We start from the raw sequence: 15551 nt of genomic DNA on the forward strand, positions 1-15551 counted from the left end.
TCAAAGGCGAATCTCTTATTGTTGGTGAGGCGTCAGTGTCACTCATTATGCATTTTGAATTCAATATTCAAATTTTCATCAACCGTTGGATGCTGGCCTGCACCTGCGCTTTTGCGAGGCCGTGCTGTACCCGCAAGCGACCCTGGCCGTCGGCCTGCAACACCTGGGCAAGCAACCGGGCCACTTCCGTCATCTGGGCACAGCCCAGGCCTTGCCGGGTAATGAACTGGGTGCCCAGGCGCAAGGCGTGGTGGCCGGCTTGGGTGGGATCAACGCAGGTGCCGATCAATACGCCGCTGGCTTGCACCGCCTGCATCCCGGACCGGGGATCGTCACCGCCGGACAATGGCAGCAGCAGTTGGTGAGTGTGTACTTGCTGCCCTTCGGCAGCGATCACCGGTAACCCGGTTGCCAGTAGGGCGCGATGAAGGGCCTCGCTGTTGCTGACGATGCTGCGGGCGTACGCGCCGTCATCCTCCAAGGCTTCGCTGAGGGTAACAGCCAGGGATGGCAGGCGGCCCGCGTCGTAGTTGGCGAGCATCCGTGAATCCAGCAAGGTGCGCAGCGCCTTGGCGTCTTGCGGGTTGCGGCCCAGTACCAGCCCTTGGGGCCGGCCGGGCAGCGTCTTGTAGGTGGAACTGCTGATCAGGTCGACACCGGCGTCGAACGGGTTGGGATAGGCACCACCGGCAATCAGGCCCAGCACATGGGACGCGTCGAACAGCGTCCTGGCCCCGACTGCACGTGCCGCCGCCACGACCGGGGCAATGTCGTCGGCCTTGACCATGATGCTGCGGCCCAGCACCACCAACTTTGGCCGCACACGCGCCACCTGCTCGACCGCGCGCGCCGTATCCAGTTGGCAGGTGGCACGGTCAAACGGCAGATCCTCGATCACGAGCCCCGCCAGCGCGGCCGTGCCGCCACGACGTTGGCTCAGATGGCCACCGTGTTCGGCTGCCGGCGCCAGCACCCGGTCACCCGGCTGGCAGTACGCATGAAACACCGCGAGGTTGGCCAGGGTGCAACTGGGCAGGCGCACCTCTGCCCAGGCGGCCTTGAACAAGCGCATCGCAGCCTGGCTTGTGTAGTCTTCCAGCTCACTGACCAGTTCGGTCTCCGGCTGTTCCTTTTCGTATGCCGGCCCCATCGCCGGGTAGGCACTCAGCGCCGGGTTATAGGCGGCCATTGCCCGGGCACTGGGCAGGTTGGCCCCGGCGTACAACATCAGCCGCTTCGATGTGAGTTGAGGCAATCGCGCTGCGCAGGCGCCCAGCAATTCATCGATACTGCGTGCCATGCTCACGCCTCCTGCCGAAGATTCGACGGCAGTTGCTCGGCATCCTCGCGTACCAGAAGCAAGACCGCATCGCGCTTTTCCAGCAGGTGATGGCGCAGGATATGACTGAGCCGTTTGCCGTCCCGCGCGTGCAACGCCACGATCATTTCTTCGTGATCGCGCAACGCTCGATCCCATTTGGGCGCTTGCTGGTTGGAGCGGAAGCGCAAGGCATGAATACGCCGGTTCAACGACAGGTACATCTGGCGCAGGGCCGAATTGCGCGCGGCCAGGTTGATCAAGTCATGGATCGAGCGGTTGCGGTGGTAATAGCCCGGCAAATCGTTCTGGTTCTTGCTGACCACCATGGCGTTGTGCAGCGCCTTGATTTCGTCCAGTTCCCGCTCGGTGATGCGCTCGCAAGCCAGCTCGCCAGCAAAGGCTTCGATCCCGCTCATCAGCTCGAAGGTCTCGCGGATTTCCTGCTCCGACAGCCGCGCGACGCTGGCGCCACGGTTCGGGTTGATCTCGATCAGCCCTTCCATCGCCAGCACCTTCAACGCTTCGCGCAAGGGCGTGCGGGAAATGCCGAGGGTGTCGCACAACTCGCGCTCATTGAGTTTCTGGCCAGCCTTCAGCACACCTTCGGTAATGAAGCTGCGCAAGTGCTCTATCACCGTCTCGTGCAGCCGCTGACGTTCAAGCCTGGGCATCAGGAGAGGTTTGGCTGACGCGTTCAGCTCAGTATTATTTTGCATTCAAAATCCTCATCGTAAGCGCTTGAAAGCACACTCTTATTCGAAAACCACCGCAGATACTGGAGACTCTAGCCCATTTTCGAGGCTTGACACAGGCAACGGTCGCGCTATCGTATTTTGCATTCAAAATACAAAAACAAAAAGGAGTCACCCATGTTGAAGCTCGATTTCCACCCGGCCGGCCGTCACTTCCTGCAGATCCCTGGTCCCAGCCCTGTCCCGGACCGCATCCTGCGGGCCATGAGCTACCCCACCATCGACCATCGCGGCCCCGAGTTCGGTGAGCTGGGCCTGAAGGTGCTCGACGGCATCAAGAAGATCTTCAAAACCGTTCATCCCGTGGTCATCTACCCGGCGTCCGGTACCGGTGCCTGGGAAGCGGCGCTGTGCAACACCCTGAGTGCAGGCGACGAAGTGCTGATGTTCGAAACCGGCCACTTCGCCACCTTGTGGCAGAAGATGGCCTTGAGCCTTGGCCTCAAGCCACAGTTCCTCGGGCGCCCGGGCATCGAAGGCTGGCGTGGCGGTGTCGATGCCGCCATGATCGAGGCTCACCTGCGGGCAGACAGCGCGCAGCGCATCAAGGCGGTGTGCGTGGTGCACAACGAAACCAGCACCGGCGTCACCTCGGACATCGCCTCGGTGCGCAAGGCCATCGATGCCGCCGGCCACCCGGCGCTGTTGCTGGTCGACACCATTTCCGGCCTGGCTTCGGCCGATTACCGGCATGACGAATGGGGCGTGGATGTCACCGTCTCCGGCTCGCAGAAAGGCCTGATGCTGCCGCCGGGCATCAGCTTCAACGCCCTGTCCCCCAAAGCCATCGAAGCCAGCAAGCGCGCCACCCTGCCGCGCAGCTTCTGGGGCTGGGATGAAATCGTGGAAATGAACAAGACCGGCTACTGGCCCTACACGCCGAACACCAACCTGCTGTACGGCCTGAACGAAGCACTGGAGATGATCCTTGGCGAAGGGCTGGAGAATGTCTTCGAGCGCCACAACCGCCTGGCGCAGGCCTGCCGCACGGCGGTCAATGCCTGGGGCCTGGACATCCAGTGCGCCGACCCAAGCGTGTACAGCCCGGTACTGACCGGCGTGATGACGCCAGAAGGCATCGATGCCGACGCCGTGCGCAAGGTGATCTACGAGCGCTTCGACATGTCGCTGGGCACGGGCCTGGGCAAGATGAAAGGCCGTATGTTCCGCATTGGCCACCTGGGCGACTGCAACGACCTGACCCTGATGGCCACCCTCACCGGCTGCGAAATGGGCCTGCAACTGGCCGGCGTGAAACTGCAGTCCAGCGGCGTGCTGGCGGCCATGGACTACCTGGGAGGGCAATCGGTCCCGCTGCGTCGCGAGTGATGTGAAAAACGCTTGATTGGGCGCTACGGTCCCTGCCGCAGCGCCTTGAGTGACGAGAACTATCCCGAATCCCCGCATCGTCCGCGGGAACAATAAGAAATTGGAGATAGAACATGAGGTTTTTCCGTCTGCGACCCACCACGGTGGTGTTGTTCATGCTGTGCGCCATGTATTTCATCACCTACCTCGACCGGGTCAACGTCAGCACTGCCGCTGTCGGCTTCGGTCCCGAGTTCGGGCTGAGCAAGACCGAAATCGGCATCGTCTTTTCGGCTTTTGCCTACCCCTACCTGGTGTTTCAGATCATCGGAGGCTGGGTCAGCGACCGCTTCGGCGCCAAGCGCACGCTGGTGGTATGCGGCATCATCTGGGCCGCGGCCACCGTGATGACGGGCCTGGCCGGTGGCTTCGTCTCGCTGATCATCGCCCGGATCCTGTTGGGCCTGGGTGAAGGCGCCACCTTCCCTGCCGCCACTGCGGCAATGTCGCGCTGGGTACCCAAGGAGAAACGCGGTTTTGCGCAAGGCATCACCCATGCGTTCGCACGGCTGGGCAATGCCCTGGCACCTGCCGCGATGATCGCGATCATGGCCACCTACGGCTGGCGCGAGTCGTTCTACGTGTGTGCGGTCATCAGTTTCATCTGGGTTGCGCTATGGGCGCTGGTGTTCACCGAACTGCCGAAGAACCATCCGCGCATATCCCAGCAGGAACTGGATTCGCTGCCGGCCCCCAAGGTCAAGAACAAGGACCCGCTGCCCTGGGGGCGCCTGTTCAAGCGCATGGCGCCGGTGACCATCGTCTACTTCTGCTACGGCTGGACCCTGTGGCTACTGCTGAGCTGGGTACCGATGTACTTCATGAACCTGGGCCTGGACCTGAAAGGCACCGCCATCTTCGCCTCCGCCGTGTTCTTCGGCGGTGTGGTCGGCGATACCCTCGGCGGTATCGTCAGCGACCGCATCTACGCGCGGACCAAGAACCTGAACAAGGCGCGCAGCCTGATGGTTTCGATCTGCCTCAGCTTGACGCTGCTGTCGCTGGTGCCGCTGATGTTCACCACCGACATCCACATTTCCCTGGCCTGCCTGGCCATCGGCTTCTTCTTCTCGGAAATGACCATCGGCCCGATGTGGGCCATCCCCATGGATATCGCCCCGGATCATTCCGGCACCGCCTCCGGCATGATGAATACCGGTTCGGCGATGGCGGCCATCATCAGCCCGGTGGCGGCCGGCATGCTGATCGACAAGTTCCACAACTGGCAGCTACCGTTCCTGGTCAGTATTGCGTTGCTCGCCATTGGCGTGGCGCTGTCGTTCCGCATGAAGCCGCAAAACAAGTTCGAGTATGCAAAGGCACCCGTGGCATCGGCTGAAGACCCGCAGCCGGCACCAGCCATCAGCAAGTGACAACCTGTCGCCGCGCCTTCGGGCGCGGCCTTGATTAAGGAGCGACACCTTGAATACCGCAGCCCCTTCTGCGCATCTGGCGCAACTGCTCGTCAACGCCCAACGTGAGCGCAGCCCGTTGGGCGAACTCGATCACGGCCTGTATCCGAAGGACTTCGCCGACGCCTATCAAACCCAGCAGGCGATTTTCAGTTTGCGAGGCATCGAGGCCGGCGGTTGGAAGATCGGCTCGAAATCCCCGACTGGCCCGGTGCAGGGCTCGCCCTTGCCTGCGCAATGCCTGCATGCGCCTGGTAGCGCATTTGCCCGTGCCGACTACGCGCCTGTGGGCCTTGAGCTTGAAATCGCGTTCCGCTTCAAGCATGACTTCACGCCGCGTGACGAGGATTACAGCGAAGCGGAAGTCCACGCCGGAATTGGCGAAATGGCCGCGACCATCGAGATCGTCTCCAGCCGGTTCGCGGCCTTCCCGAAAGTCGAGCCACTGACGCAACTGGCCGACTTGCTCAACCATGGCGCCTTGGTGGTGGGTGAATTCGTGCCTTACCGGGACGATTTTCCGTTTGCCCAACCAACGCTCGCACTGACGTTCAATGACGAAAGCATCGTGCCAGGGCCCGCGGCCAATCCGGCAGGCGATCCTCGCCGGTTGCTGACGTGGCTGGTCAACCATCACACCCGCAATGGCAAGACATTGCCCAAGGACTTTGTCATTACCACCGGGTCGTTCACCGGGATGTATTTCGCCAAGGCGGCGGGTGAGCTCAAAGGCGAGATCAGCGGCATGCCACCGGTGTCGCTGTCTCTGACCTGACAGCGCGCGGCACCCTCGAAAGCCAGGTGCTCGACCTGGCTTTTTTACACCTGGACGATTCCCCACGGGCATGAGGCGAAAAGAAAGGCCCCGAAAAATCGGGGCCGGGGGTGAACCATTCAACAACCCTCAGGCTGTTTGATAGGACCGGTAGCGCGGCTCCCAGAACATCTCGTCAATCGCTTCACGCAGCGCATCCTCTGACTGCTCCGACGCAACGCCATCTTCCTGCGCCGCCAGCGCGACAGCCAGTGCGATCGCCTTGCTCACGGCCTGCACATCGCCCATCGGCGGCAACATCTCGCCTGCTTGTGCACTCTGCGCCAGCGCCCTGGCCGAGGCCATCAACATGCGCTCGGTCACCCGGGAGGCTTGGCTGACGATCACCCCCAGGCCGATACCCGGGAAGATGTAAGAGTTGTTGCATTGGGCAATCTTGTAGGACCGCCCCGCCCACTCCACGGGCTGGAACGGGCTGCCGGTGGCGATCAATGCGTGACCTTCGGTCCACTGGAGCAGGTCGGCCGGTTGCGCTTCAATCTGCGAAGTCGGGTTGGACAGCGGCATGATGATGGGCTGGCGGCACCCTTGGTACAGCGTCTGAATAATCGATTGGGTGAACAACCCCGCTTTGCCCGAAACCCCGATCAATACCGTGGGACGCGCATTGCTCACCACTTCCTGCAAGTCCGGCCAGTCCGATGCGAATTGCCATTGCGACAGCGAGGCCGTGGCATGGGCAAGTCGGGTCTGGAACGGATACAGGCCCTGCTGGCGGTCGGTCAACAAGCCTTTGCTGTTGAGCAGGAACACCTGGCTGCGCGCCTGGGCATCGCTGAGCCCCTCCTCGACCATCGCCTGGATGATCTGCTCGGCGATACCACACCCGGCGGAACCCGCCCCGACAAAGGCGATGGTTTGCTGCGACAGCGTTTCACCCTTGATCCGGCAGGCCGCCAGCAAGGTGCCGACCGTGACCGCTGCGGTGCCCTGAATGTCGTCGTTGAAGCAGCAAAGCTGGTCGCGGTAACGCTCCAGTAGCGGCATCGCGTTCGCCAAGGCAAAGTCCTCGAACTGCAGCAGCACACCCGGCCAGCGCCGCTGCACGGCCGCCACGAAAGCTTCAAGGAAATCATCGTATTGCTGGCCACGCACCCTTGGCTGCTTCAGCCCAAGGTACTCGGGGTCTTCAAGCAAGGCCGGGTTCTCGGTGCCGACATCCAGCACGATCGGCAAGGTGTAGGCCGGGCTGATCCCGCCACAGGCGGTGTACAGCGACAGCTTGCCGATCGGAATACCCATGCCGCCAACACCTTGGTCACCCAGGCCGAGGATACGTTCGCAATCGCTGACCACAATGACTTTGACGTTGTCCTTGGTGACGTTGGCCAACATCGCGTCGATCTGATCGCGCTCCTCATAGGAAATGAACACACCCCGATGACTGCGGTAGATCCTGGAGAACTCCTGGCACGCCTTGCCCACGGTCGGTGTGTAGATGATCGGCAGCATCTCTTCGAGGTGCGACTCCACCAGCTTGTAGAACAGCGTTTCGTTGCGGTCCTGCACCGAGCGCAGGTAAACGTGCTTTTCCAGCGGGCCGGGCGCTTCGCTGAACTGGCGATAGGCTCGTGCAACCTGTTGCTCCAGCGTTTCCACTTGTGCGGGCAGCAGCCCCTGCAAACCAAATGCCTCGCGTTCGTGCTGGGTAAATGCCGTGCCTTTGTTCAGCAGCGGCGTTTCCAGCAGCGCAGGGCCACGGAATTTGACGGGCAGTGGACGACGTTCTGACGGCATGACGGAGACCTCGTTGGTTGTTGTATTTTGAATTCAATATACCGGCAACGAGATGAAATGCAATTCAGGGGATGTTTGTGCCTTCCCAATAACCGGGCACGTTGTAGACCTCTTTCAGGTAGTCGACAAAGAACCGGACCTTGGCCGGCAAATGACGCTGTTGTGGCCAGACCGCCTGGATGTCGTAATCAGGCAGTGCGAATTCATCGAGTACCGTGACCAACGTGCCAGCGTCCAGCTCCGCCTGGATCTCCCACGTCGACCGCCAACCGATGCCAACCCCTTGCTGCATCCACGCCGCCAGCAGTTCCCCGTCATTGCAGGCCAGGTTGCCACTGACCTTCATCGCCACCGGCCGACCGTCGCGCATGAACGTCCAACCACGCTGCTGGCCACCTTGCAGGGTGAAGGCCAGGCAATTGTGGTCCGCGAGGTCTTCCAAGGTCTGCGGCCGGCCATGCCGGGCAAAATACGCCGGTGTGCCACACACCACCCGCTTGTTGGGGAAGAGTTTGACCGCGACGTAGTTGGGGTCGCGCACTTCACCAATACGGATGCTCAGGTCGTACCCCTCACTGACCAGATCCACGACGCTGTCGGTAAGGTTGAACGCCAGCTTCACGTTGGGAAAGCGACGCTGGAACTCCAGCGCATGCGGGGCCACATGCACACGCCCGAAGGCTGCCGGTGCGGAGATCTGCAGGCTGCCTTTGACCAGGGACGCGCTGCTGCAGATCGCCGCCTCCAGATCATCGAAATCCAGCAGCAGCCGGGTCGCCCGCTCCAGCAACTGCTCACCCAACGCCGTCAGTTTCAGCCCCCGGGTAGACCGGTGCATGAGCTTCACACCCAGGCGTTTTTCAAGGCTGTCCAGGCGCCGCCCGAGGATTGCCGGCGTCACCCCTTCAATCAACGCCGCCGCCGCAAAACTGCCTTTTTGCGCGACCTGCACAAAACTCTGTAACTCGACATAGCGGCCCATTCCATACCTCAGGTATCGACAGAATCTAATTTTCTGGCCTTCAACAAGCCCATTCGCTGCTCCATGCTGCCACTCAATAAGAAAAATATCGACCTAGTGTCAGGAGAGCATTCATGGCGAAAATCAGAGCGATCGAAGCGGCCGTGCAGGTATTGCGCCGCGAGGGTGTGGACGTTGCATTCGGGATTCCGGGCGCAGCGATCAACCCCTTCTATGCAGCAATGAAGTCGGTGGGAGGCATCGATCACGTCCTCGCTCGCCACGTCGAAGGTGCCTCGCACATGGCCGAGGGCTACACCCGCGCCAACCCGGGCAACATCGGCGTGTGCATCGGCACCTCCGGCCCGGCCGGCACCGACATGGTCACCGGCCTGTACAGCGCCTCGGCCGACTCCATCCCGATTCTGTGCATCACCGGCCAGGCGCCACGCGCCCGCCTGCACAAGGAAGACTTCCAGGCGGTCGACATCACCAGCATCGTCAAGCCGGTCACCAAGTGGGCAACCACGGTTCTGGAACCGGGCCAGGTGCCTTACGCCTTCCAGAAGGCCTTCTATGAAATGCGCAGCGGCCGCCCAGGCCCGGTGCTGATCGACCTGCCGTTCGACGTGCAGATGGCCGAGATCGAATTCGACATCGACGCCTACGAGCCGCTGGCTATCAACAAGCCGTCCGCTACCCGCATCCAGGCCGAAAAAGCCCTGGCCCTGCTCAATGACGCCGAGCGCCCACTGCTGGTGGCCGGTGGCGGCATCATCAACGCCGACGCCAGCGACAAGCTGGTCGAGTTCGCCGAACTGACCGGCGTGCCGGTGGTGCCAACCCTGATGGGCTGGGGTACCATCCCGGATGACCACGAACTGATGGTCGGCATGGTCGGCCTGCAGACCTCGCACCGCTACGGCAACGCCACGATGCTCAAATCCGACCTGGTGTTCGGTATCGGCAACCGTTGGGCCAACCGCCACACAGGCTCCGTTGACGTCTACACCGAAGGCCGCAAGTTCGTGCACGTCGACATCGAACCGACCCAGATCGGCCGCGTGTTCACCCCGGACCTGGGTATCGTTTCCGATGCCGGCAAGGCGCTGGATGTGTTCCTGGAAGTCGCCCGCGAGTGGAAAGCCGCTGGCAAACTCAAGTGCCGCAAGGCCTGGCTGGCTGACTGCCAGGAGCGCAAGGCGACCCTGCAGCGCAAGACCCACTTCGACAACGTGCCGGTCAAGCCGCAGCGCGTGTACGAAGAGATGAACCAGGTGTTCGGCAAAGACACCTGCTACGTCAGCACCATCGGCCTGTCGCAGATCGCCGGTGCGCAGTTCCTGCACGTGTACAAGCCACGCCACTGGATCAACTGCGGCCAGGCCGGCCCGCTGGGCTGGACCATCCCTGCCGCCCTCGGTGTGGTCAAGGCTGATCCAAAGCGCAAGGTCGTCGCGCTGTCCGGTGACTACGACTTCCAGTTCATGATCGAAGAGCTGGCAGTAGGCGCGCAGTTCAACCTGCCGTACGTCCACGTGCTGGTGAACAACGCCTACCTCGGCCTGATCCGCCAGGCTCAGCGTGGCTTCGACATGGATTACTGCGTTCAACTCGCGTTTGAGAACATCAACGCCACCGACGCCGCCACCTACGGTGTCGATCACGTCGCCGTGGTCGAAGGCCTGGGCTGCAAAGCCATCCGTGTGTTCGAGCCCTTCGAAATCGCGCCGGCACTGCGTGAAGCACAACGAATGGCAGAAACCTTCCGGGTGCCCGTGGTCGTGGAGGTGATTCTCGAGCGGGTCACCAATATTTCGATGGGTACGGAGATCAACGCGGTCAACGAATTCGAGCCGCTCGCCACAACGGCTGAAGATGCCCCCACTTCTATTCTGCCTGTCCAAGGACTGTGAGGAGAAACCTATGCCGCGCTTCGCTGCCAACCTGTCCATGCTGTTCACCGAACAGGACTTCCTGGCCCGCTTCAAGGCTGCCGCCGACGCCGGTTTCAGCGGTGTCGAATACCTCTTCCCGTACGATTTCAGCGCCACTGAAATCAAACAGCAGCTCGACGCCAACGGCCTGACCCAGGTGCTGTTCAACCTGCCGGCCGGCGACTGGGCCAAAGGTGAGCGCGGCATCACCTGCCACCCTGACCGCATCGAAGAATTCCGCGCCGGGGTCGACAAGGCCATCGAGTACGCCAAGGTGCTGGGCAACACTCAGGTCAATGCCCTGGCCGGCATCCGCCCGCAAGGCCCGGACTGCGCCACCGTGCGCAAGACCTTCGTCGAGAACCTGCGCTACGCCGCCGACAAGCTCAAGGCCGCCGGTATTCGCCTGGTCATGGAAATGATCAACACCCGCGACATTCCGGGTTTCTACCTGAACACCACTCAACAGGCGCTGGAAATCCAGGCCGAGGTGGGCAGCGACAACCTGTTCCTGCAGTACGACATCTATCACATGCAGATCATGGAAGGTGACCTGGCGCGCAGCCTGGAAACCAACCTGGCGCTGATCAACCACGTGCAGCTGGCCGACAACCCGGGCCGCCACGAGCCGGGCACCGGCGAGATCAACTATCGCTTCCTGTTCGAGCACCTGGACCGTATCGGCTACCAGGGCTGGGTGGGCGCGGAGTACAAGCCCAAGACCACCACCGAGGCAGGCCTAGGCTGGCTGAAGACCCACAATGCAATTTGATTGCTGAACACCGAACAATTACAAAGAGGCAAAAATCTCATGGCTAAAATCGGCTTCCTCGGCACCGGCATCATGGGCAAACCCATGGCCCAAAACCTGCAAAAAGCAGGTCACAGCATCTTCGTCTCCACCCACCACGACGCCGCCCCGGCCGACCTGATCGACGGCGGCGCCGTGGCCCTGGCCAACCCGAAGGAAGTGGCCCAGGAAGCGGAATTCATCATCGTCATGGTGCCCGACACCCCGCAGGTGGAAAGCGTGCTGTTCGGTGAAAACGGCGTCGCCGAAGGCGTGGGCCCGAACAAGATCGTGATCGACATGAGCTCGATCTCCCCTACCGCCACCAAAGCGTTTGCCGAGAAGATCAAGGCCACCGGCGCCGCCTATCTGGACGCCCCGGTGTCCGGTGGCGAAGTTGGTGCCAAGGCCGCGACCCTGAGCATCATGGTCGGTGGCTGCCCGAAAGCCTTCGAGCGCACCCTGCCGCTGTTCGAAGCCATGGGCAAGAACATCACCCGCGTGGGTGGCAATGGCGACGGCCAGACCGCCAAGGTCGCCAACCAGATTATCGTTGCGCTGAACATCCAGGCCGTTGCCGAAGCCCTGCTGTTCGCCGCCAAGAACGGCGCCGATCCGGCCAAGGTACGTGAAGCGCTGATGGGCGGCTTCGCTTCGTCGAAGATCCTCGAAGTGCATGCCGAGCGCATGATCAAGGGCACCTTCGACCCAGGCTTCCGCATCAACCTGCACCAGAAGGACCTCAACCTGGCCCTGCAGGGCGCCAAGGAACTGGGCATCAACCTGCCGAACACCTCCAACGCCCAGCAAGTGTTCAACACCTGCCAGGCCCTGGGCGGCGGCAACTGGGACCACTCGGCGCTGATCAAAGGCCTGGAGCACATGGCAAACTTCTCGATTCGCGACGACAAGTAAACCTGTACCGGCCCATCGCGGATTAATCCGCGATGGGCGAACACCGATGAACAATATGTAACTTGCGACCTGCGGCCTGACTCCTGCTAAAATTGACGCCCGCCTGGCGTGCCGGCGTGGATCAATCTTGGCTGAGGTAGGTTATGTCTTCAGGTGTTTCACACTTGGGTGAACTGGCAAAAATCGAGCGGATGCATTTGCATGACACCGTACTCGATCATTTGCGCCGGTTTGTCATCGAAGGCACGTTAAAACCCGGGATCAAAATCAACGAGCGCGAACTCTGCGAAGTGCTTGGCATTTCCCGCACCCCGTTGCGCGAGGCATTGAAAGTCCTCGCCATGGAGGGCCTCATCGAACTCAGGCCGAATCGCGGTGCACGCGTTGCTCAAATGAGCGACGTCGAGACCCGCGAAATGTTCGAGCTCATGAGCGGCATCGAAGCCTTCAGCGGCCTGCTGGCCTGCGAGCGGATCACCGATAGCGAAATCCAGGCGATCCGATCACTGCACTACCAGATGCTCCAGGCCAAGGCCAGCAATGACCTGTCGTTGTACTTCGAAAAGAACGCCGCTATCCACGACGCCATAAGCCAGGCCGCGCGCAACGAAACCCTGCGCAAGACCTACCTCACGCTCAACCAGAGGATCCAGGCCGTCCGCTACCGCTCCAACCGCACCGATGTGAAGTGGGAGCGCGCCATTCACGATCATGAAGACATGATTGAAGCACTTGAACAGCGCGATGGCGAACGGCTCAGTGCCATCCTGCGCAGTCATATCCTCGATGCCGGTGGCCTTCAGCGCAACTGAAGGCTAACCCCGGGCTGACGCTCCGTCAGCCCTGCCCTTACGCCCCTCCTCCTTCGCACAGGCCTGATCGACCTCCGTGCGCAGGATTCGGCTGCCCTCAGGTCTAGACGCATTTTATATTTTGAATGCAAAATACCGAAGTGACCTAGCGGTCGCCCACTCCTATCACTGCCTGAGAGGCCATCCGTGAGCCAACAAGACCAAGAAAAACCCTACGAATCGAGGCGAACGTTCTTCAAAAAGACCTTGACCTTGATCCCTCTCACCGTGGTTGCCACGCAACTGCCCGGGCTGGTCGATGCAGCACCCGCCGAGCAAGCTCAGCGGCCAGCAGCCAATCCTGACAGCAGCACCGCCTACTCACCGGTATTTTTCAACGAACTCGAATGGGCATTCATCCTCGCGGCCTGCGCGCGGCTGATCCCGCAAGACGAACTCGGCGCAGGCGCGGTCGAGGCCGGTGTCCCCGAATTCATCGATCGACACATGCAGAGCAGCTACGCCGCCGGTGACATCTGGTACCTGCAAGGCCCCTACTACGAAGCCAGCCCGGAGTTCGGCTACCAAGGCAAACTCCCACCGCGTGACATCCTGCGTGTCGGTATCTCGGCACTGGACGCTTGGTGCAAAAAAGAACGTGCTGGAAAACCCTTCGCAGCACTCGCGACCAACGATCAGGACGACATCCTGAAAAAACTCGAAGCTGGCGAGATCAAGACCGAAGGTGTTCCGGGCAAGGTGTTTTTCACCCACCTGCTGAACGAAACCTTGTACGGCTTCTTCTCTGATCCTCAGTACGGCGGCAACAAGGACATGGTGGGCTGGAAGCTGGTGGGTTACCCCGGCGTGCGCGCCGATTACATGGACTGGGTCGATCAAACATCGAAGCCCTATCCGTTGCCCCCTGTCAGCATGTCCGGTCGTCGAGGTTAATCATGGCAATTCAAGAAAAAGTCGATGCCGTCATCGTGGGCATGGGGTGGACTGGCGCGATCCTGGCGAAGGAACTGACCGATGCCGGCCTCAAGGTGGTTGCCCTCGAGCGAGGCGCCGATCGGGATACCTACCCGGATTTCGTCTACCCGAAGGTCAATGACGAACTCGCGGGGTCGGTACACCGCAAATACCTGCAGAGCCTGAGCAAAGAGACCCTGACCATTCGCCACAACATGGCCCAGCGCGCGGTGCCCTACCGGCAGATGGGTTCCTTCAAGCCCGGCGATGGCGTGGGCGGTGCGGGCACCCACTGGTCAGGCTGCCACTTCCGCGCACTGCCGGAAGATTTGAACCTGCGCTCGAACTACGAGAGCCGCTATGGTAAGGCGTTCATCCCCAAGGAAATGACCATCCAGGACTTCCCGGTCACCTATGAAGACCTGGAGCCACACTTCAATCACTTCGAGCAGGTGTGCGGCACCGCAGGGCAAGCCGGCATCATCAATGGCCTCCCCGTTGCGGGCGGCAACCCTTTCGAAGGCTCGCGCAGCCGGCACTTTCCATTGGCCGCCAACCCGGATTACCTGGGCGGCAAAATGTTCGCCAAGGCCGCCAACAATTTTGGCTACCACCCCTACCCGATTCCCGCATCGAATGCTTCGGGGCCGTACAAGAACCCCTACGGATGCCAGCTGGGCCCATGCAACTTCTGCGGTTTCTGCAGCGATTACGGCTGCCTGAACTACTCCAAGGCCAGTCCCAACGCGTGCATCCTGCCGGTGCTGCGCCAGCGCAAGAACTTCGAACTGCGGCCCAACTCGCAAGTGCTCCAGGTCAACCTGGACAGCGACAAGAAAAAGGCTACCGGCGTGACCTACCTGGACGCGTCAGGCCATGAGCAAACCCAGCCTGCTGATTTGGTAATCCTTGCCGCTTTCTCTTACCTGAACGTGCATCTGATGCTGCTTTCCGGCATCGGCAAACCCTACGATCCGGTCACCGGTGAGGGCGTCGTGGGGAAAAACTACACCTACCAGAACCTCACGCGCATGACGCTGTTCTTCGACAAGAGCATCCAGGGCAACCCATTCATCGGCATCGGCGGAGCCGGCCAGGTCATCGACGACTTCAACGGCAACCAGATCGACAACGCCAAGCTCGGCTACCTGGGCGGCAGTGTGTTGTGGGCACGCCAGCCCGGTGGCGGGCCGGTGCGCGGGATCAGCCTACCGCCCGGCAGTCCGAAATGGGGCAGTGGCTGGAAAAAAGCGGCACAGGACAACTTCCGCCACCAGTTCTACTGGGAAGTGCAAGGGGCCAACATGGCCTATCAAGACTGCTACCTCGACCTCGACCCGACCTACAAGGATGCATTCGGCCGTCCGATGCTGCGCATGACCTTCGACTGGAAGGAGAACGAGATCAAAGCCAACCAGTACATGGTCGGCAAACTCGAGGAAATGGCCCGCAGCCTCAACCCGCTGGCGATCTCAGCCGACGCGAAGAAACCTGGCGAGCACTACAACACCACCCGCTACCAGAGCACCCACACCTGCGGTGGCGCCATCATGGGCGACAGCCCCAAGACCAGTGCGGTGAACCGCTACCTGCAGTCCTGGGATGTCTCGAATGTCTTCGTCATGGGCGCATGCGCATTCCCCCAGAACAATGGCTACAACCCGACTGGCATGGTCGGTGCCCTGGCGTACTGGTCGGCGAAGGCCATCCGCGAAAAGTACCTGGGCGCCCCGGGCCCTCTGGTGCAGGCATGAGGA

13 protein-coding genes are annotated in these 15551 nt (G+C 61.4%); 9 read left to right on the forward strand and 4 right to left on the reverse strand.

Going from position 1 to position 15551, the window contains the following annotated elements:
• Positions 1–67: 67 nt before the first annotated feature.
• Both PVV54_RS14345 and PVV54_RS14350 read right to left on the reverse strand, forming a co-directional pair.
• Positions 68–1300 (reverse strand): glycine hydroxymethyltransferase, encoded by a 1233-nt coding sequence (locus PVV54_RS14345; protein WP_274905884.1) that lies wholly within the window; start codon positions 1298–1300, stop codon positions 68–70.
• A gap of 2 nt (positions 1301–1302) precedes the next feature.
• Positions 1303–2037, reverse strand: a complete 735-nt coding sequence (locus PVV54_RS14350; RefSeq protein WP_274905885.1) for a GntR family transcriptional regulator — start codon at positions 2035–2037, stop codon at positions 1303–1305.
• Positions 2038–2190: 153 nt separating this feature from the next.
• On the opposite strand from PVV54_RS14350, the gene PVV54_RS14355 reads away from it, so the two are divergent.
• From PVV54_RS14355 to PVV54_RS14365, 3 genes are all read left to right on the forward strand, one after another.
• The gene (locus PVV54_RS14355; protein ID WP_274905886.1) at positions 2191–3402 is read left to right on the forward strand and encodes a pyridoxal-phosphate-dependent aminotransferase family protein; all 1212 of its coding nucleotides are present in this window, start codon (positions 2191–2193) and stop codon (positions 3400–3402) included.
• A gap of 113 nt (positions 3403–3515) precedes the next feature.
• Complete coding sequence (locus PVV54_RS14360) at positions 3516–4814, forward strand: MFS transporter (RefSeq protein WP_274905887.1); 1299 nt, start codon at positions 3516–3518, stop codon at positions 4812–4814.
• Positions 4815–4863: 49 nt separating this feature from the next.
• On the forward strand, positions 4864–5628 hold the full coding sequence (locus tag PVV54_RS14365) for a 2-keto-4-pentenoate hydratase (RefSeq protein WP_274905888.1): 765 nt from the start codon (positions 4864–4866) through the stop codon (positions 5626–5628).
• Positions 5629–5757: 129 nt separating this feature from the next.
• On the opposite strand, the gene PVV54_RS14370 is transcribed toward PVV54_RS14365, so the two are convergent.
• Entirely contained in the window at positions 5758–7425 is a 1668-nt protein-coding gene (locus tag PVV54_RS14370; RefSeq protein ID WP_274905889.1) for an NAD-dependent malic enzyme, read from the reverse strand.
• Positions 7426–7489: 64 nt separating this feature from the next.
• On the reverse strand, positions 7490–8407 hold the full coding sequence (locus PVV54_RS14375; protein WP_274905890.1) for a LysR family transcriptional regulator: 918 nt from the start codon (positions 8405–8407) through the stop codon (positions 7490–7492).
• Positions 8408–8520: 113 nt separating this feature from the next.
• Here PVV54_RS14375 and gcl point away from each other — a divergent pair, with 113 nt between their 5' ends.
• The 6 genes from gcl to PVV54_RS14405 all read left to right on the forward strand — a co-directional run bounded on the left by gcl (position 8521) and on the right by PVV54_RS14405 (position 15548).
• The gene (gene gcl / locus PVV54_RS14380) at positions 8521–10302 is read left to right on the forward strand and encodes a glyoxylate carboligase (protein WP_274905891.1); all 1782 of its coding nucleotides are present in this window, start codon (positions 8521–8523) and stop codon (positions 10300–10302) included.
• A 10-nt stretch (positions 10303–10312) separates the two neighbouring features.
• On the forward strand, positions 10313–11095 hold the full coding sequence (hyi, locus tag PVV54_RS14385) for a hydroxypyruvate isomerase (RefSeq protein ID WP_274905892.1): 783 nt from the start codon (positions 10313–10315) through the stop codon (positions 11093–11095).
• A 39-nt stretch (positions 11096–11134) separates the two neighbouring features.
• A complete protein-coding gene (locus PVV54_RS14390) occupies positions 11135–12028 on the forward strand; it encodes a 2-hydroxy-3-oxopropionate reductase (RefSeq protein ID WP_274905893.1) in 894 nt (297 codons plus the stop codon).
• A 164-nt stretch (positions 12029–12192) separates the two neighbouring features.
• On the forward strand, positions 12193–12840 hold the full coding sequence (locus PVV54_RS14395; RefSeq protein ID WP_274905894.1) for a GntR family transcriptional regulator: 648 nt from the start codon (positions 12193–12195) through the stop codon (positions 12838–12840).
• Between the two features lie 186 nt (positions 12841–13026).
• A complete protein-coding gene (locus tag PVV54_RS14400; RefSeq protein WP_274905895.1) occupies positions 13027–13773 on the forward strand; it encodes a gluconate 2-dehydrogenase subunit 3 family protein in 747 nt (248 codons plus the stop codon).
• Complete coding sequence (locus tag PVV54_RS14405) at positions 13773–15548, forward strand: GMC family oxidoreductase (RefSeq protein WP_446731467.1); 1776 nt, start codon at positions 13773–13775, stop codon at positions 15546–15548. Before PVV54_RS14400 ends, PVV54_RS14405 begins: the two co-directional genes overlap by 1 nt.
• Positions 15549–15551 lie beyond the last annotated feature (3 nt).

Origin of the sequence: Pseudomonas sp. PSKL.D1, assembly GCF_028898945.1 — a bacterium.
Taxonomy (GTDB): Bacteria; Pseudomonadota; Gammaproteobacteria; order Pseudomonadales; family Pseudomonadaceae; genus Aquipseudomonas.

Bases quoted from the DNA above. Each gene is read 5' to 3' on its own strand.
- PVV54_RS14360 (WP_274905887.1), top strand. From the start codon at position 3,516: ATGAGGTTTTTCCGTCTGCGACCCACCACGGTGGTGTTGTTCATGCTG.
- hyi (WP_274905892.1), top strand. From the start codon at position 10,313: ATGCCGCGCTTCGCTGCCAACCTGTCCATGCTGTTCACCGAACAGGAC.
- PVV54_RS14390 (WP_274905893.1), top strand. From the start codon at position 11,135: ATGGCTAAAATCGGCTTCCTCGGCACCGGCATCATGGGCAAACCCATG.
- PVV54_RS14350 (WP_274905885.1), bottom strand. From the start codon at position 2,037: ATGCAAAATAATACTGAGCTGAACGCGTCAGCCAAACCTCTCCTGATG.
- gcl (WP_274905891.1), top strand. From the start codon at position 8,521: ATGGCGAAAATCAGAGCGATCGAAGCGGCCGTGCAGGTATTGCGCCGC.
- PVV54_RS14370 (WP_274905889.1), bottom strand. From the start codon at position 7,425: ATGCCGTCAGAACGTCGTCCACTGCCCGTCAAATTCCGTGGCCCTGCG.
- PVV54_RS14355 (WP_274905886.1), top strand. From the start codon at position 2,191: ATGTTGAAGCTCGATTTCCACCCGGCCGGCCGTCACTTCCTGCAGATC.
- PVV54_RS14375 (WP_274905890.1), bottom strand. From the start codon at position 8,407: ATGGGCCGCTATGTCGAGTTACAGAGTTTTGTGCAGGTCGCGCAAAAA.
- PVV54_RS14345 (WP_274905884.1), bottom strand. From the start codon at position 1,300: ATGGCACGCAGTATCGATGAATTGCTGGGCGCCTGCGCAGCGCGATTG.